Origin of the sequence: Chryseobacterium sp. Mn2064, from assembly GCF_049319685.1 — a bacterium.
Lineage (GTDB): Bacteria > Bacteroidota > Bacteroidia > Flavobacteriales > Weeksellaceae > Chryseobacterium.
Genome location: NZ_JBMOUE010000002.1, coordinates 992,383 through 1,011,392, shown reverse-complemented (window position 1 = coordinate 1,011,392; position 19,010 = coordinate 992,383). Strand labels below are relative to the sequence as shown.

Annotated in this window: 16 protein-coding genes; 2 read left to right on the top strand and 14 right to left on the bottom strand. The window is 30.0% G+C overall.

What is annotated here, in order from left to right:
- The 6 genes from ACL9RH_RS11670 to ACL9RH_RS11645 form a co-directional block, all read right to left on the bottom strand.
- A complete protein-coding gene (locus ACL9RH_RS11670; RefSeq protein ID WP_422693536.1) occupies positions 1–1,119 on the bottom strand; it encodes a hypothetical protein in 1,119 nt (372 codons plus the stop codon).
- Entirely contained in the window at positions 1,116–2,570 is a 1,455-nt protein-coding gene (locus ACL9RH_RS11665) for a hypothetical protein (protein WP_422693535.1), read from the bottom strand. The genes ACL9RH_RS11670 and ACL9RH_RS11665 overlap by 4 nt, the downstream gene beginning before the upstream one ends.
- A 339-nt stretch (positions 2,571–2,909) precedes the next feature.
- Positions 2,910–3,230, bottom strand: a complete 321-nt coding sequence (locus tag ACL9RH_RS11660) for a hypothetical protein (RefSeq protein WP_422693534.1) — start codon at positions 3,228–3,230, stop codon at positions 2,910–2,912.
- A gap of 14 nt (positions 3,231–3,244) precedes the next feature.
- Positions 3,245–3,808, bottom strand: coding sequence for a hypothetical protein (locus ACL9RH_RS11655; protein ID WP_422693533.1), 564 nt, complete (start codon positions 3,806–3,808; stop codon positions 3,245–3,247).
- A gap of 253 nt (positions 3,809–4,061) precedes the next feature.
- Entirely contained in the window at positions 4,062–5,720 is a 1,659-nt protein-coding gene (locus ACL9RH_RS11650) for a DUF6035 family protein (protein WP_422693532.1), read from the bottom strand.
- A complete protein-coding gene (locus ACL9RH_RS11645; protein WP_422693531.1) occupies positions 5,713–8,334 on the bottom strand; it encodes a KAP family P-loop NTPase fold protein in 2,622 nt (873 codons plus the stop codon). The genes ACL9RH_RS11650 and ACL9RH_RS11645 overlap by 8 nt, the downstream gene beginning before the upstream one ends.
- 385 nt (positions 8,335–8,719) lie before the next feature.
- Between ACL9RH_RS11645 and ACL9RH_RS11640 the strand changes: the two genes are divergently transcribed.
- Positions 8,720–9,262, top strand: a complete 543-nt coding sequence (locus ACL9RH_RS11640) for an antirestriction protein ArdA (RefSeq protein ID WP_422693530.1) — start codon at positions 8,720–8,722, stop codon at positions 9,260–9,262.
- Positions 9,263–9,322: 60 nt separating this feature from the next.
- On the top strand, positions 9,323–9,910 hold the full coding sequence (locus ACL9RH_RS11635) for a recombinase family protein (RefSeq protein WP_422693529.1): 588 nt from the start codon (positions 9,323–9,325) through the stop codon (positions 9,908–9,910).
- 317 nt (positions 9,911–10,227) lie between these two features.
- Here ACL9RH_RS11635 and ACL9RH_RS11630 read toward each other — a convergent pair whose 3' ends face one another.
- From ACL9RH_RS11630 to ACL9RH_RS11595, 8 genes are all read right to left on the bottom strand, one after another.
- On the bottom strand, positions 10,228–11,436 hold the full coding sequence (locus tag ACL9RH_RS11630) for a tyrosine-type recombinase/integrase (RefSeq protein WP_422693528.1): 1,209 nt from the start codon (positions 11,434–11,436) through the stop codon (positions 10,228–10,230).
- Positions 11,437–11,847: 411 nt separating this feature from the next.
- Complete coding sequence (locus ACL9RH_RS11625; protein WP_422693527.1) at positions 11,848–12,057, bottom strand: hypothetical protein; 210 nt, start codon at positions 12,055–12,057, stop codon at positions 11,848–11,850.
- Between the two features lie 467 nt (positions 12,058–12,524).
- On the bottom strand, positions 12,525–13,739 hold the full coding sequence (locus ACL9RH_RS11620; RefSeq protein ID WP_422693526.1) for a hypothetical protein: 1,215 nt from the start codon (positions 13,737–13,739) through the stop codon (positions 12,525–12,527).
- 2 nt (positions 13,740–13,741) lie between these two features.
- Complete coding sequence (locus tag ACL9RH_RS11615; RefSeq protein ID WP_422693525.1) at positions 13,742–13,996, bottom strand: hypothetical protein; 255 nt, start codon at positions 13,994–13,996, stop codon at positions 13,742–13,744.
- 211 nt (positions 13,997–14,207) lie between these two features.
- Positions 14,208–16,352, bottom strand: a complete 2,145-nt coding sequence (locus ACL9RH_RS11610) for a hypothetical protein (protein ID WP_422693524.1) — start codon at positions 16,350–16,352, stop codon at positions 14,208–14,210.
- On the bottom strand, positions 16,318–16,773 hold the full coding sequence (locus ACL9RH_RS11605) for a hypothetical protein (protein WP_422693523.1): 456 nt from the start codon (positions 16,771–16,773) through the stop codon (positions 16,318–16,320). The genes ACL9RH_RS11610 and ACL9RH_RS11605 overlap by 35 nt, the downstream gene beginning before the upstream one ends.
- Positions 16,766–17,866 carry a trypsin-like serine protease gene (locus ACL9RH_RS11600; RefSeq protein ID WP_422693522.1) on the bottom strand — a complete coding sequence of 367 codons (1,101 nt, stop codon included), beginning with the start codon at positions 17,864–17,866 and terminating at the stop codon, positions 16,766–16,768. The genes ACL9RH_RS11605 and ACL9RH_RS11600 overlap by 8 nt, the downstream gene beginning before the upstream one ends.
- A gap of 2 nt (positions 17,867–17,868) precedes the next feature.
- Positions 17,869–18,918: a ComEC/Rec2 family competence protein gene (locus ACL9RH_RS11595; RefSeq protein WP_422693521.1), complete on the bottom strand. Its 1,050-nt coding sequence runs from the start codon at positions 18,916–18,918 to the stop codon at positions 17,869–17,871.
- Between the last annotated feature and the right edge of the window lie 92 nt (positions 18,919–19,010).

The following is a 19,010-nucleotide window of genomic DNA, read 5'->3' as shown; positions in this document are numbered from 1 at the left end:
TTATTTTGTAAAGTTATCTAATAATTTTTTGTTTTCAAATTTTTCTCTTTCAGTTTTCAGTGACACGAGCCAATCTAAATACATTTCTTCGGGCATCTGCCTGTAACCTATTTCATAAATATGTCCGTATTCTTTGTTCATCAATTCAAACAGTTCTTTGGCTTTTGGGTCTTGTTGTTGTACGAGTTTCAAGTTTTCAGCATTATCTGTTTTCAGGTTATGCCTATCCATAAGCTTTTCAAACTGTTCTTTGTGAGTTTCAGCTCTTAATATCAATGCTTTGGCGAAATTCGGATAAACCTCTAAGGCTCTGTTGACCGTTTTCAAAACAAATTCTCCGTCATTATTCGGGAAACTTCGGTTGTATGCCTGTGCTAAATCAAATAAGCATAGTGCCAAACTTTCCTTATTGTTCAAGGCTTTCATAAACACACCATTTTTAATGGCATCCAAATGAATGTAACCCGAAGCTGTCAGCCACGCATCAATGGGAAATATACCGCTTGTAAGCTCTGTATTAAACCAACCTCCTGCTTTGATGTTATGTTTGATGTAAACGTGATTCGGTGCTAACGCCAAATTTGCATCTACTCCGATTTCTTCAGCTAAAATTTTATACAGATACGGCATTGAATTACAATTACCTTTTTTCGTTGCTAATAGTTTTGAAACGAACAGGTTGCTAATATCATTATGTCCGAACACATCTGTAAAATCATAAGAAAACGGTTTGTACTGTATTACAGTGTCCTTGTATGCAATTGGAAGTGTTTGGCACATAATGGAATACACTGTTGCGTATTTACTTACCTTGTCTTTGTCAGATTCTTTATAAGTTAGATCTCGGCTCTTTAAAATTGAGTTTGCGAAGTTCTTTAAAAAGCCTATTTCTTCGTTTAATTTGTCAACGTCTAACTTACCCTGATAATATGCATTTTCCACGCTAAAAACGGCTTCTTTGAAGCTGTAGGGCTGTTTATTATTCAGCATATTGTCAATGGTCTGGTAGGAATCATTGTAGAACTGATTGTTTTGTGCCTTGACAGTTCCTGAACCCAGCCATGCAATAAGTAAGGCTGCAAGGAACAAGTTTCTGATTTGTAAAAATCTTTTCATCATAATTTATTGGGATCTATGGGAATATATTTTGGTTTTGTGTCCTGTTTTTTCTTTTCCTGTGCCTTTTTCACTGTTTCTTGCTCCTGTCTTTCCTTTTGCTTTTGCAGTTGGTACAGGTGTATTTTTTGTAAAAGTGCCTCGCTTTCCTGTTTGTTCTTTTCTGTCTTCAAACCTGCCAGCCATGATTCGTAAGCATATGCAGGCATTTCAGTATAGCCAAGTTCATCAATCTTCTTGTCTTGCTCTTGAAGCTGTTGAAACAGTTCATTGGCTCTGGGAAAATAACTCGCTCTCTCAATATCTCTTTTATCGTCAGGATTGATTCCCAATCTTTTTAATCCAGACAGCAACCTTACCTGCTCCACATTTGCCTTTTCCATATTTGGAGCAATTCCGTTGGGATAGAGTTCCAATGCCTTGTCTATGACCTTGTTTACAAATTCATCATAACCGAACTTGCGGACATATCCTCTTGCCAAATCAAAATATGCCATTCCCAGAAGTTCTTTTTTAGTGAGGTTATCCATGTAGATTTTACTCTGTAAAGCTTCGGATTTGATGTAGCCAGATTCAAGCAATGAGGTATCAGTAGAAAACATTCCATTGGTAAGTTCGATGTTTCTGTACTGCATTTCATCATCCATAAACCGAACATAGGAGTGGTTCGGAGCTAATGACAAATAGGCTTCTGCTCCCATAGCTTCTGCCAGCATCAGGTAATATTGTGGCAATGAGTGGCACTGCCCTGAACCAGTTTTTAGGAGTTTTGATACAAACATCTTGCTCCAATCCTTTTCACCCATATAATCCTTGAAATCATACTCAAAGGCTTTGTGGGTTGTTCCTCCCAGATTCATATCTTTGGAAAAGTATTCAAACAGCATCAGGTTCTTGGAAACATTACTTTCTGTGTCCTGTTTGCGTTCTTTCATTTTCTGCAATAATTGTTTGGCAGTTTTTTGGATTCCAGACTTGAAACTTTTCAAATCTTGCTTGTTATCATAAAAAGCATTTTCTACGGTGAAATTGACATCTCCTAATGAGTAATTTTCGGAATCCATCGCTGTGAGCTTGTTATAGGCATCATAGTACGATTGTGTTCCTGCTTTTCCTGAGAGTGAGGGCAAATCAAAAGGCATATTTCTGCCGTTTTCTACCCAACGCCTGAATTCTGCTTGTCGAACTTCTGCTATATCCCGTTCTATATCCTGCATAATTGCATTGTTCCTTGAATTTACCCGTGTATCATAATCATTGGACTGTACGGAACGTGAATGGCTGGGCATGGTTGGTGTGTAGCTTTTACGGGCTGTCGGACTTCCATAATTATTATTGTAATAATTACCTAAACCACTTGTTTGTGGTCTGGAAATATCTGGCAAGTTAGGGATTTGGGAAACTACTAACTGGCATATACATAATGAGACAGCGGTAAAATAAATTTTTCGCATGGCATTTGTTGTTTTATGGTGACAATTTATATCAAATCAGGTAATTATCAAATAGGTATTTTCCCCATATTTTGAATTATCCCTGCAAAGCTATGACTATAAAGCGTCAAAACCTGTCGTGTTATAACAGGTTTTGAAGTATTTAGCATTTTTCCCTTTTGAAATGTTTTTTTATTACATTGATGATGAATTTCAAAACTTTCATAAAGTAATAAGCACAACCCATGTACAGAATAAGAATTGAAACCATCATCAAAATAAGCGACACATCATCCCAAATGCTGTATGGTTTAAACTTGATTGCTGGAAAACAACTTGTTTGCGCTTGTAGTTGCAATATCATTTTGCGTTATTAAATGGGTTTTTCCCCTCACGCATAAATACCGTTCCCATTTTTTGATACTGAATAGGTTGTTGTTTAACACAAACCGTATAAATACCACTTCCAAAACCGTTTTGCGCTCGGATAATGATTACTTCCTTTTCACTAACTCCATTATCAATCGCTACAAACTTTTTGAGACGGTTGTTTTTAAGTGGCTCTTTGAAATCTTTCGGTAAATCGCACTCTTTTGTGGTTTGTAGCTCTTTCGGCTTGTCTTCCTGTGCGAAATAAAGAGTTGGTAATACGAACATTAAAGTAAAAATCAATTTTTTCATAATATTTAATTGTTTTAAAGGTTAATTTGTAATATTAGTAGGCTTACAATTCCCATTATTAGCAATAGAACTCCCATACAGCCACTTTGTGAGCTGTTGTTTGTGTAGTTTGCAGGGGATTTGAATGTGTTTTTTTCAGAATTGTATTTGTTAACAACTCCCTGTGGAGTTAAACCGCTCATAAATAAAGGCTTATTACCTATCTTTTCTTCAAATACTTCGCAACATTCTTTTGCGTAAATGTAAATTGTCGGGGTAAACATGAGACGTGCTATTGCTCCGTCAAGGGGATATTTGTCTTCTCTCCAAAATACAACATCACCTTTTCCGCCAATCATTTTGTAGGCATTTATCAAGTGTGGATTGGGTTTTAAATCTCCGAACATGAGATTTTTATGGAAGTCCTTGTTAAGAAGGTGCTTTGTTTTGCTTACAAACTCCCAGTATTTCATGTTTGGTTTTTTCTCGCTCCATTCAGTCTGGTTATAACTGATTTCGGCTTCCATGAAAAGAGTTGTAGCAATTTCTTGAAAATTCTTTTGTTTTTCTAATTCAATGATTTTGTGTAGATACCCCATTTTATAATGTATTATAAAATAACAAAGCGTGAGCTATTCAAACTTTGTTAGAAGGTATTTGGCGTAACCTACACACAGAAGCAGAACGCCCACGCCATAGGGGTGGGTGTCTAACTTTTGCTCCGTGTGTTTTCAAAATCGCCAAATTTTTCTAACAAAGCAATAAGCTTTACACTTATTATTTTTCGTTGATGTCTTTGCGCAAAACTACAAATTTTGTGCCTTTACTTAAAATAGATTTTCAAAATCTTTTTTAGGGTTTCGCTAATTCAGGGTACAATTCATTAAAAATCCATTTAAAACTATGATCCGTTTTTTCAGGTATTGCATAATATTGGTTCAGCTTATTCCGAAAAGATCCTTTTTTATCTAAGAGAATTAATTTCTCATATAATCCATAATGCTTAAATGCAATTTCTATATACTCCCAATATTTGGCATTTGAATTTAGAGCATTATTAGCAAATTTTATCCACTCATTATCTTTGTAAGCATATCCAATAATTTTTCCCTGTTTTGCTGATTCAATAATTCTTATTATGTTTTTAAACTGGAATAAATAACCCCTAAGAAATGGATCTTCAAATTTTTTCGCGAAATTGGAAAGCATGATAATGTTTTCAGCAACCTCGGGATAATCTTTCCAAAAATCAAATAAGTGTTTTTCGTCTCTATCATTGATTTTATATCCACGTTTGACAATGAGTTCAAATATTAAGTCTTTGTTTTTCAAATCCTTTCTTTTGAAAAGAATATCTAAAACAGTATTTCCTTCGAGGTCTACGATGTTAATATCATAAACAAAATCGTAATTTTCAAAGATGAACTTGAGAAAGTTAAAGCTCTCGTTATCTGCCGACTTTAGCCATCGTTGAAGTGCAAATTTTGAATCAATTGATAATTTTTTATTCAACTGGCTAAGTTCTTCATAATCAAAGTCAAAGAGTTTATTTTTGATAATACTGAAATTTTTCACTAAACTATTTCTGGTTTCTCTAATTTCATTGCAGATTGCATTAACTTTCCATTGAATTTGTTTTAAACGCTTCTTTTTTTCCTCCTCTTTTTTACGGTTTTGTTCTTCAATGAGGTTTTTTCTCTGAATTTCTTCAATTAGTGATTTTTGCTTACCGAAATCATAGAAAAATACCTCATTGTTAATATTGTCAAAATTTAGACAATTTAGATCTATTCTAACAGTATTCCATTCATCATAAAATTCATTCCAAGATGATAATTGAGTCGATTTGTACTTGCACTCAAGATAGAAACTATCTGAACTTTCATCAAATTTAAAGTAATTCTGATGAGAAGATAAATATTTGATGTCTCTTTCCATTTGAGAAGTACCTTCTACAATGTTCAAATCATCTAACAACCATATTAAGTAAATTCCCTTTTTTTTGTAAAAATCATATCTGCTTAAAATATATTTTTGAGAAAGAAGTGAAAGTTGAATCTCAAAAACAATTTTTTTATCTAAAAACTCATAATAAATGTCAGGTCTTCTTTTTTCATAGCCATCATAGATAAAGTGGTCGTCTATTCTTACATTGGAAACATTTTTGGAGGTTAAAAGCATTGCTCCAATTGAATTTTTTAAATAGATATGTCTTTCCGATTCTTTAGCATAATTAATACGAGAAAAAATTTCTTTTTCTTCTTGTGAAAGATTTTCTTTTAAAATACAAGGCACATCCGATTCAGAATGCTTAAAATGAATATTTTGGTATTTGCTCGAGGAAATTATTAACTTTTCTCCACATTCAACACAATATGGCTGAATTTCATCTCGATTATATTTTAATCTATAATCAAAACCAACTTTTCTAATATCGAAGATTTTGTCGGCTTCTAAATATTCTCCTGTGATTTTATCTTTAGCAAACTTTATACTTCTTGAATTAGTCATAACTTCTTATTGATTTTTCAAGTTTCTGTTTCATAGGATGATAAGTAAAATTAAAATCAATTAAATCCTTTTTAATTTCTACTTCTTTTGCAAAAGATAGAAACTCCGTGATAAATTCTGAAGGATATTCAGAAAGTTTTTGTTTCAGTTTGTCAGATTCAAGATAATTTATAAGCCCTTGAATTGAGCCAAATAATCCAATTGGTGAGTTATTTGAGATCCCAACCTTAAAATTATTTTTCTCTTCTCCATACCAGTCTTGTGGTGTAACTATATGCACCAAATAATCATCTAAATATTGTGGAATAACTTCAAATAGAAATTTTTCTTTGTTAGGCTCAATGAATTTCGTGTACCCACTATAACTGTTTGAATTTGCTTTAATCCAATCCTTAATAAAACATAATTTATAACAATCCCAAAAAACGGAATCAATAGATTCTATTAGTTTATTGTTATGATTAAAACAAAAAATTAGATATTCTATTATTCCATCCTTAGTAAATGGGATTTTGAGAGAATCACTTGTGCCATGATAATCATATATAGATTTTAAATAGTTGGGTTCAAAATCATAGTACTGTTTTTCTTGATAAAATATTGATTGTAAAAACACTTTTAGTTCTTCCTCACTGCCATATCTAAACTTAGATACGATCCGATTATTATAATTATTTGTTGTATTATAGAGGAAATCGTGGTCTACACCAAAGTATCTCTGCCTTCCATCTGAATCTAAATTGGCAATATAAAATAAAATTTTCACAAAGTTTTCATATTGGCTTTTTATAGATAAATCTTCGGTAATGTTCAATTTGTAAATAAATAGCATTAAAGCACGTAGCTTATCTTCGGATTTTGCTTTATCAACAATTCTTACCATTTTTGAGAAGTCCGAAGTGATGAAAATAGAAAAATCACCCTTTAAAAAGTTTGTATCATCAATTTCATCATTAAAGTATTTGTAATAGTTTTGACCATAGGCTAAAGATAGTGATGTAGTATCCTTGCTTCTGTAATTATCTTTAAAGATTTTACTACAGATAATGCCAATTGTTTGAATTTCCGTAGTATTATAAATTCCAATTTTTTCGATTTCTTCCTTTAATATTGAACTATTAAATGATTTTCCTATTGAGAAAGGTAAACTGTTTTTATCTTTCTCTTTTTGTCTCAACTTATAGCTGTTAAACCTTTCATTTCCATTGTAACCTTCATTACCTCGATTGTCAATAAATTGTTGTTTGTCAAATAGCAATCGGTAAACTTCATAATATGAGAATTTTAAGAGTTTAACTAACATAAAATCTTTTAAATCAACTTCATTTTCTATTCCTTCTATACTTACACGAAGTTCGCTTAAATATCTTTTAGCATTTCTAATATTCTTAATAGAATCAAAAATATTTCCTTGATAGTAGTTTAAGTGCAAGCTGATGTCTGAAAATACCTCTTTTATTTCATCTTGCTTTGCTGGTAAAAATTCTGCAATTCTTGTTTGTATGTACTTATTAATGTCTTTCTGTGTTATTGGAGCTAATGGAAACTCTTTTAAAAATATTTTTTCACAGTATTTTTCGGGGTTTGGGATTTGATTATTTTTAAGTGCTTCATTAATATATTCTTTATCGTACCCTACAATGTAGTTGAAAACATCAAATGATGCGGTGTTTCTGATTAATTTTAGAACTTCAAATACCTCATTAGGCTGTAGTCTGTCTAAATCATCAAAAAAAACAATAACCTTTTTATTCAATTTATTTAAAAGCCTATTAAGCCTATCAAAATCATCTGAAAGACTGTTTTCGGGTATTAAATTAACAGCATTTAGAATTGTCTCAGTTGTAGTGTTTTTATTTACTGATAAAACCTTACTGCCATATTTTTTAATCTCTTTAGAAATATCAAAACTATAAGGAGCAACTTCTTTTTCAACGGTGTTAAAAAAATCTTGTATAATAGATTTAACTGAAATATTAAGCCAACTATTAAATTGTACAGTTATAAATTTGTTGTCATTCTTGAGATTTTCTTCAATTAAATTCATAAACGAGGACTTACCATCACCCCATTTCCCCACAATTCCAATAGCAGTTGAACTTTTTGTTTTGTTATTTTTTAGCAATCGAGCAATCTGAATTGCTTTGGGTTTCCTTCCTAAAATATCATTATCACTCTTATCAATAGGATTGTCATCATATAGTTTATCATCTTGATTATTGGAAATAGGTTTTGGTAAAGCAAGGATTAACGCAAAAGGAACTAAGCAAATAATACATACAAAATCAAAATATTTTACCACATCAAAATTTTTGAAAGAAGTCAAAGAACCACTATAATTTATTCTAGTTATTGTATAGGCAATAAGGCCGATAGTAGGATAAATTAGGTTTTCTTGTTTTACAAAAAATCCCTTTTGTATTTTAGAAACTGTCCAGATTATGCAGAAGATAAAAAGCAAAGCAAAGATGCAATCCATCAATAGTGAACTGTCTGCATATACCAAAAAATTATCAACAAAAAATTTTTGATAGAGTGGAATTAACAAACTTCTAAATGCTACAAGAAAAACTAATAGAATTATTAAGGTTTTGTGCTTTTCGATATACTTCATCTGATGATGCTTTTTACAAATATATTTATAAATCTTGTATAATATCTCTCGATAGAATAGGTATCTAAACAAAAGCGCCCCACCATAGGGCAAGTTTTTGATAGTACCCCCCACCTTTGGAAAGTCGGTCAAAAGTTTTCAGGCGGTCTAAAAACCTTAGCATTTTTTTTTGAACATTTTTAGACTACAATTCAAAGTTAGAACAGGTTTGAGAGAATTTTGTACAGGTTTAAAATATTTCTTCTGTTTCATTCAAAAGTACCCTAAAATTTGCACATTTGGCACAGTTTTCGACTACAATAAACCAACAAAAAACCCCATCAATACTACTAATATTGAATGGGGAGGTGTAAAAAATTCTAACGCTAATTAAAACTTATCTACAATGGCAAAGTTAACAAATTGTCTTGATACTTTCAGTATCTATGTCGGCACGTACAAAAAGTACAATGAAGGGTCAATCTATGGTGAATGGTTAAACCTTTCAGATTATTCAAATTATGACGAGCTTTTACAGGCTATGCAGGAACTTCACCGAGACGAAGACGACCCCGAATTTATGATTCAGGATTATGAATGTTCGGAGTTCTTTATCAAACAAAAGCTAATCAGCGAATGTCATCTTTCAGCAGACATTTATGAGATAGCCGATCAAATCGACACTTCAGATTATGATTTCGAGGTTATAGAAGCCTATGCAGAGTGCATGAGTTACTATCATAAGGAGGTAAGCGACCTATTAGAGAGTCTTTCAGATTCTTATTATGGCGAGTACAGTTCGGACGAGGATTTTGCGCAGACTACTTTAGAACAGGAGGGTTCAATTCCTGAAAACTTGCCCTCTTACATATACATTGATTGGGAAGCAACCGCTAGACATTTGATGTACGACTATATGAGTTCTAATGGGTATTATTTCCGAAACTAATTACAATATTAATCTTTGCACCTTGCTTAAATGCAGGGTGCTTTATAACAATTTACAATTATGAAAGCAAGATATATAAGAGTTTCAACAGGGGCACAGAATACGGCAAGACAGGAGGAGCGACAAGCAAAAGACGAAAAGGTTTTTATTGATGTTGTTAGCGGTTCTACTTCTTTTAAGGATAGAGAACAGGGAAAGGAACTCATAAAAGCTATTGAGGACGGCGGAATTAATTACGTTTCTGTGAGTTCTATTGACAGGTTAGGACGTAATCTCTATGACATATTAACAACTCTGGAATTTTTCAAAGAAAAAGGCGTTATTCTCAAAGTAGATAATCTTGGAATAGAAAGCTTAATCAAAGGAAGGGAGAATCAAGCATTCAAACTTATTATTTCTGTTATGGCAAATATTGCAGAAATGGAACGAGAAACTATTTTAGAGCGTCAACGTGAGGGAATTGCACTCGCAAAGGCTAAAGGAATCTATAAAGGACGTGAGAAAGGCTCTACGGAGAGCATTGAAGACTTCCTTTTCAAGTATAAAGAAGTAATTAAGAGCCTAAAGAAGGGAAATTCTATCAGAGATACGGCTAAAATCTGTTCGGTCAGTATTGGGACTGTTCAGAAAGTCAAAAATAATATCTGATGTGACGAGGGTTGACCACTCAAAGAAAATGAAATTATCACTATCGATAAATCAAAAAGTAGGCAAAAAAGGAGCTATTTATACTATTGGGGCTGGTGTCTCTCTTTATTATTTATATATCTAAAATGGTACTTAATTTAGTTGCCTGTTGATTTTTTCAAAATAATAAAATTCCACAATTTTTAGCTACATGGATAATTTATGAAAAAAGAGCCTGATTTACAGAATTGTAATAGTCAGGCTCTTAAAATATTTATATGAATATTTTTGTTATTCCATTTATTGATAAAATAAGAATTTATCAATAAAATAGGATTTTATTTTTTCCATGCAGAATGTAAACTGTCAGCTACCATTTCACGGGAAAACTGAACATATTTTTTGAAAGATTTGTAATCTTTATGACCTGTAATTTCTCTGATGAACTCTTCATTCATACCATTAATCAACGAGTTTGTAATGAAAAATACCCTTCCATAATGCATTGTTAAATAATCGTGAGCATTTTTTTCTACTGTAATCTCATTTTTACCTGAATATTTTACAAACCGTATCTTATCATCAAAACCAATCGTTTCAAAAAGTTTTTTAATTTCTCTATTACAGAATTGATTAGTAGGTATTTTTAGCCTACCATAGCGTTCTGTATGAGCTTTGATTATTTCTTTTGGTACATCTAATAAAGGTATATCAAGCATTTCTTTAGCTTTTTTGATATGTAATCGTAAAAAATCTTCTGTAACGTCTTCTGGTCTCATGTTTTGAATATCAACAAATCTCAAACCTGTATAGGAGCTAAAAATGAAAATATCCCTTACGATGTTACTATAATCATCTTCGAAATCAGTTGTTCTCAATTTTTCTACTATTTCAGGAGTAAGCTTTATTTTTTCAGAATCATCTTTAAAAACTAAGAACTTTTTAAATTCCATATTATTATGAAATCGTCTTTCTCCTGCCCAATTCATAAATGTTTTAAGTATTGTTACATATTTTCCAATAGTAGAGTTGTAGAAGTTTTTTTCAATGAAATATGCCAATAACTCATCATAGAAGTTAAGCGTAATGTTTTGAAATGACATATCAAATTTCATTTCAGCTGAAAACGTTTGAAGATGGTTTTTACACGTTTTATAGGTCTTAATAGTATTTTCTGATACAGATTGTTTTCTAGCATCAATAAATTCATTAAAAACGCTTAATACGTCTTTTTTTCTAGCAGTTGTTGTGTTGACGGGGGTAATCTTGTGTTCAAACTCTTTTTCTAAAATTTCTTTAGATAGGGGCTGTTCCTTCAATAAATACTCCCGCTCAATCTCTTTTAAGATTTTAACAGTGTTTTCAATTTTCAGATTTTTAGTTGCTGATTCGGGAGCTAGTTGTCTCACTTTTGTCCCCGTCCATTGTGAGGGTTTTACTTTTACCCCTGTGGAGCGTTTCAGTCTCTGACCTTTTAAGGTTGCTGAGACGTACACCATTGTTTCGGTTGCCTTTGTAGGCTCTTTTAAAAAAAATGCAATGTTCATAGTTCTATTTTTGTTTCAAAATTAGTCTGTGATACAGTTGAAAATCTTTTTAAATTGTCCTCAGGGACAACAAAGGGACAAAAAAGGACTAAATTTGATGAAACAATAGTAAACATCACTAAAACAAAAATCCCTTCTAAACATTGTTTAAAAGGGATTTTTTGATTGATTAAGTTAAATTGTGTTTAACTTCTGTGGTTTCTCCAGAACCCACGGATTTTGTAAACTTTCCTTTAAATAGTGGGTTTATCGTGGGTCGATTTCCAGAAGGGGGAATTATAGGGGAAATTTATGTATTTTTTAACCAAAGTAAACTAAAATTATTTATAATTAATTCAAGTATTCAATAACGTAAATTATAATCGAAAACACTGATTGAAAAATAAGAAATATGTAAAATTGGATTTAATTTCAAACATCTAAAGATATAACCCTATCGAGAAGTTCATGATATAAATAATTTTCCAATCTACTTAGTCTTTCAGAAGCTTTAATACGTTCTGAGGTGATCTCTTCTTCGTCCATATCTTTTTCTATCTTCTTTAAAGAATCTAAGGACGTTTTTACAAAATCATGAGCAGCTTTTAAGTCTGCTATCGACAATTCACTAATTTTTTTCATAAAATATTATTTTAAATATAAAATGTAAGTTCGATTAATAAGGCGAAAATCAATTAATAATCCTTAAAGGTAAGTTTATACTAAAAATCAAATTGAGCCCGTTTCTAAAGCTTTACCAAAAGAGCTTACGGGGTTTATCATTATGCTGAAAGAGTAGGAGCTTCGTAAAACTTCAGAGATAGTAAGTTTAGGGAAACTCCCCTTTTCAGATTCGATTTTTTACTAATCAAATTTCAATTCAAATTCTGAAATAGTAAATTTATACTTCAGGCGAAAAACGGCAGGAATTTGCCTTATTAATCAAGCTCATTTCAGATGATAGTTTTTGCAGGGTGATCGGTTTATTATTTAAAGATTTCTAAATTTAAACAATCAATAGTCCTGCAATTCCCAAAACAAAAATTTCGCCCTAAGTATATAACCTTCCTTAGTATTTAGTAGTTTATAGTCTTAGGTATATATTCTTATTATGAGGTATAGATAGAGGTCTTATATAATAAAGGTTTTATTTTTAATGAGTCCAGTCTTTTGTTAAGAGTATCCAAGAACATTTTTTCATAAGAAGTATTATAGTGATTTTTATTCCTGAATTTGTCATAACTTTTATCGACTTCAGCTTGAAACTCTTTTCTGGTTTTACTATTTACAAGAGGAATAATGTCCCTGATAAATTCTGTATAGCCAATTTTTTTTACTCCCTGATAAATTAAATAATCATAAAAAAGACCTTTAGCTTTACTGTCTAATTGAGATAAAATAAGATCATTTTCTATTTCTGGGGATAAAAAATCCACAAAATCAATATCATCAGTAGTACCAAAGAGCGAATCTAAAATAATGTCCCAATTATCTTTAATATTCTTCAGGGTATCTAACTTACCCGCAAAGCTCTCCCTTCTGAAGGAACTTACTTCTTTTACCCTTAATTCATATCGGATAAAATGATTGATTTTGTTGATTTTTTTTCGTCTTTGAACCTTTACGCTCTCCTTTTTATTTTTAAAAATTTCTTTTGTAAAAATTATTCTTTTCAATTTATCGTAAATGCTTATTTCAAAAGCGTCTGCTTTGAAACGTACTCCGCTTCGACCGTAAGTATCTTTCTCAGGAACATTCTTTAAAGTTCCAAAAGAGGAAAGCATACCTTGTAAGCTCATTCTTTCAAAACCATTTTTAGTTTTGATTCTGGTAGAAAATTTCAAGTTTACTCCAAGCTCAACCTGTGTAACATTAGCACCCCATAGTCTATTTATAGGTATATCTAACTCCTCAGCATATAATTCTATGATTTTAATAAAGTTGTAGTATGATAAGTCAGCCATAACTCTAGGCATTAAAGGCTTACGAGGAATAATGTCGGTATATTCAATCCCTTTTTTACCTGCTACTATTTTATAATCAATCCAATTTCTTCGGATATTCTGTTTAAAGTATAATTTCCCTTCTTTTTGTCCATTTTTTATTACAAAATAAATGTAATGATGACTTTGTTTATATGACTTTGATTTATTAGGATCAGCTTCTTCTTCAGTATTTTTTTTTCCATCACTAAATAACTCGGAATCATAAAATTTGTATTTATATTTTGTAAACTTTGGATATTCTCTTTTTTTAAATTTTGTTTTAAGAATATTTTCATCCATTCTTAAATTATCTATATCGAATTTTAAAACATCAAGCATTATTATTTCTTTTTTAGGAATTTTTCAAATTCTTTTAAACTTACAAATATTTTCCCATTTCTTACGGGTTGGTAAGCTTTCAGTCCAGTTTTTCTATATTTATCAAAAGTTTTACTATTAAGGCTGTACTTTTTTAAAAATTCATCACGGCTGATAATATCATTAAATGTGATGTCTCGAATGGTTATTTCCAATTCTTCAATTCGTTCTTGTAGTCGTAAACAACGCTTGATAAGTGGTTTTATGTTTTCTGTCATAATACATTTTTTATGTTCAGTAACATAAACTCTCTGGAAAATAGAAAATAGTCATTTTATGTTTGTAAAATTATTCAAAAAATGTAACGTATTAATTATCAGTAATAAAAATTTCACATGAAAAAAGGCGATCATAAAATCGCCTTTCGATATATACCCCAAAATCGGAATAATTGCTTTTCAAAAGTATAAAAAGTTACAAATGGAAAGTTTAGTTTAAAGATTGAATTACTTTATTTGTTTCAGGTAATAAGATTAAATTATACTTCTCTGTTGGAATTTTAGAAACAACATATTCTACATCCATTGGCTCATTATCATTTAATTTCCTTTCTGTTGATGTAAATATTATAATTTGACCAAAATCTATATTAGAGCAAATTTCAAACATGGCTTTTAAACTTAATAGGTTTGTTCTATGTTGCCCAGGTTCATCAAATAACAATATTCCTGGATGATTTTCACCTCCTAATAATGCTATACTGTAAGCCCATATATTTCTTACAAAATCTGAAGCGGAAGAATTAATTCTTATTGATTGAGGTAGCTTGTCATCTTTGTAGCTTTTATATACAGGGAAATATTTAAAAGGTTCTTTCCTATTTATTGAAATCTTATATTTTTCGTTACTGTCATATTTAAAAGCATATAACAAATCTTTATAATAATTCTCAAAATCATCTAAAATATTTTTGTCTCTTTCTTCTTCACCAGATAAATCATTTATGTCTTTTAAAACATCATTGTATTGATTTGAGATTTCAATTAATTCTTCTTTGATTTCGTTAAAAGAATCTCGAATAGAAGAAACTATTTTATATTCATTTTCTAATTGAACTCTTTTTAATGCATCAGATTCAGAAAAGGCTCTATCGTCTGCAATTAAATCATTAGATATTTTTTTTATAATTTCCTCCTTATTACGCAAAGTATTTATATAATAATTGAGAAGAATACCTTTCTCTTCGATACTTTCCTCTAGGTTCTTTAATGAAATTGTTACAATACTTTTTTGACCCTTTAAAAAATTAGTATTTTCTTCAATACTTAATTGTGGTATCTTGATCTGTTTTGATGAAATTAAATCAGTAGGTATTTCTTGTGTACAGGTAGGACAAGAATTGAAATTCTTTTTGTTTATAATATCTTCATCGAATACTTTGATCAGATTTAGACTATCCTTTATTTCTTTATCTATTTGAATTAGATACTTTTCTAAATTATTTCTTTGTTGAACCTCTATATTTAATTTATCTCTAAAATTATTTATATGATTCTTTAAAGAATTATAATTTTCTTTCTCCTCTCTGTAGGCGTTTATTAATTCTTCTTTATTTTCTCCTACCTTTGCTAAAGATATTCCTTCAAAACTTCTTATTTGTAACGACTTTTCCTCTAAAAATTGATTAATTTCTATTTTTTCAGTTTCAGATTTAGTGAATAAAATATTTATTTTATTTATATCACTTCGTAATGTTGTTATTTCATCAGGAATATTAATTAAAATAGAATTATTTTGGGCAGAGAGATATTTTATATTTCGTATTTTTCTATCCCATTTTTCAATAATTTGACTTTTGTTTTTTAGTAAAATATCTTTATTAGTAGAATTATTCAGCGAATTTAAATTTAGTATATATTCTACAACTTTTTCTTTTGGTTTTGTAATTCCAAAATATGGCATTGTAGCAAGAAATTCAGACCAACCCTTTGTTTGTTCAATAAATAATGAACTAAAGATTGTTTGAAGATATAGTGGACTATAATTATCTGTTCTTGATGAATTACTAACCATTGGAAGTTCAATCCCTATAAATTCAGCTAGCCATTTATAAAAACCATTAGCATCTTCATTATTCCCTCTTTGATTAACATAAAACAAATCGACTTCAATTGGTTGTTCACTGCTTAAATATCCTTCTAAATCCGTATTGTACACATAGATATTTGAATTTTTCTTTTTATCTGTATCAGAAACAATTATTCTTTCAAGAGTCACTCTTTGCTGGTTACTATTTTCTATTTCAAGTAAAACTCGAGAAAAAATAACATGATGTGTCTGCTTTTCATCCTCACTAATATTAATTTCAAACTCTTCTTTTAATGCTTTGTCAAGTGCTTTATCATTATGAGCACCTAATAGCTCTTCCATTCCTAAAGCATAATAAATACAAGAATTTATTGTTGATTTACCTCGAGAGTTTGGGCCAGCAATAATATTTAGTCCTTCAGTAAAATTAAATGAAAATCCATATAGATCATCTATATCATTACTTAGATTAGTTTGTAGTTCGGTTCTTAGTTTATTAATTTTTATCATCTTAAAATAAATTCCAATTTTGATTAGCTCTTTCAATTTTTGCCTTTGGCAGAACCTTTAAGGATTTAATTTTTTCCAAATCTTCTGAAAAGTATTTATTATCGTAAATAGTTTTTAAAAGTTTTACCCCATTTTCAGTAATAGAAAATGTTAAATCATCAGTTATTTTTGTTTTTGCTATTAATCCATTCGCTAATCCAATAGACAAAATATTATCCATTCCATGCTCAAATGCCCAAGGAACTAAAGTGCTTCTCTCTTGTTTTTTTAATTGCAGTAGGATATCAAAATTTTCATCATTTCTTAATCCCCAAAAAACAATATGAATTACTATTAAGGATGTTTTTTTTGAAAACCCACAATAGTATATAATAGCCAATAATAAAACAAGCTTATAATATGCATTATATCTAATAGAAACAGATATGGGTTTTTCGTCAATATGAATGTTAATCATTTTCAATAAAATTTAAAGTACAGATACCTAACCATTGAAGAACTTGATATTCGGATAAGTCAAAAGAATAAAATTTAGGAATTTGTTTTTCGATTTTATCTTCTAGAAATTTTTGTAATTCTAATTTTTGGTTTTTTGCTTCATTAGAATTACTTACAGTTCTTGAATAGTCATTTGTAACAGTTGAAATCTGCTTTTTAACTAATCTTTTAAAATCAATAAATATTTCGGGAAAGCTATTCTCTAAAGTCTTTATATTTTCTTCAATAGATATAAACTGTTTAATGTTTTCACTAGTTATTCTATCTACATCTTTGTCTGGGTATAAAATTGTATTCTTGCGATAAAGATTATCAAAAAACTCTGACCGCAACTCTTTAAAAGATTCTATTTCTTGTTTTGTCCGTTCTTTCTCTATATTTTCTTCCCACTTTTTTAATTGCTCTATATCAGATAAATTAACATATTCTGTAAAGTATTTTTCTAAGTGAGCTATTGAGCAACACTCAATATCATCATTCCAAGCTTGATCTTCCAATACAGAATTTAATATTCCTATTAAGAATGGAGTATTATGCTGAAAAATGAATACCCCACTACCAGAAAGTCCTTTGGCTATATTATATCCGATTTCACCTGCTTGATCAAAAGTATTCTCAATTAATTTAATTTTAAATTTATGATGTATATCACTTACAGTTACAATTTTAGCGTCAAAAGGACGATATTGGTTTAAATTAATGTTTTGGTAACCGCAAAATTTAACCCCTAAATCTTTTATAAAGCCTTTTCCAAATTTGTAAGAGTTAAGCAGTTTTTCTTCATCATCAAAGTCAATTTCAATAAGACAATAATCTTTATCAAAATCAATATCTACTATATCTTTGACAGAAATATTATTAAACTCAGAAGCGTAATCAAACTGCTTTTTTATAACAATATTTTCTTTTTCAATTTCTACGTCCTCATCTCCTAAACAATGTGCAGCCGTTAAAACATAGAAGGTTTCATTATCAGCAATTAAGACTCCTGAACCTATATTATCTTCTCCATACTGTATTCTAACACAAGTTTTTTCAATTATATTATACATTATCAAAATTCATTTTTATTTTGAAAAATCCAGTTTCCGTTATTTAAATCCTCTTCTGATATAAAATTTCCGATTTTTCTAGTAATAACTTCTACAGGATAATTGAAATATAAATATAGTTTTTTTTCTTTATTACGAGATTTATTATGGACTATTCTAGCAATAGTTTCTCTATCAGGCAAATGATGGTCTGAAGTTCCTCCATTTGTAGATATAATGTATTCAGAACAATTAATAAGGCTTAATAAAGATTGAGAAGTATTATTTTTACTACCATGATGAGATATTTTAACATAATCAACATCTAATTTATCATTTACAGTATATCCTAATTCTCCAAGACATTCCTCTATTACTTCAGGTCTAGAATCTGCTAATAATAGAAATTTTAAGTCTAATGTTTGTAAGATAAAGGCAATAGAAGATGAATTAAATATGTCATCTTTAACAGATTTTAATGGTATGTAATCATTTTTAGATAAGGAAACCAGAGATTCATCATAATTATTTTTTTTAGCAGATATTTTTTTTTCCTTAGTCTTTTCCTTAGCCTTTTTTAATTCATCTTCATAGACATTTTCAAAATGGGATAAAATTTCATTTGTTGGAGATAGGATTGTGAATACTATACCATTTTTATCAATTTCTTTCATCGATTTATCTATCGAAAGGATATTAGTATAGGGTTTTACACGTTTTAGAAGGTCTAAAAAGCTTTCACTTTGTCCAACACTTATATTAGAGCCTTTTCCTCTCCTTAAAATTTCAGGGTGGTTAAACCAAATTTCTACTATTTCAATTTTTTCAATCAATTTACTAGTAAATAAATGTATAAGACCACCAATGTGATCACTATCAATATGAGTAAGTATTAATAAGTCTATTTTAGAAATATTATTTAGTTCTTTCTTTAAACTATAACGAAATGTTGTCGCAGTTCCACCATCTATTAAAATTATGAACTCATTAAAATCTTTATCATAAGTTTTAATCAAGATAGAATCTCCATGGTAAGCCTCAAGTATTTTAAATTCTGTTTTTTCTCTTTTCATGGTTTAAGTTTTTAGATTATAAGATAGATAAGCGCATCTACAGAAAAGAAATCTCACCACTCCAATAATAAATAACTTTTTAATTTTTTGTA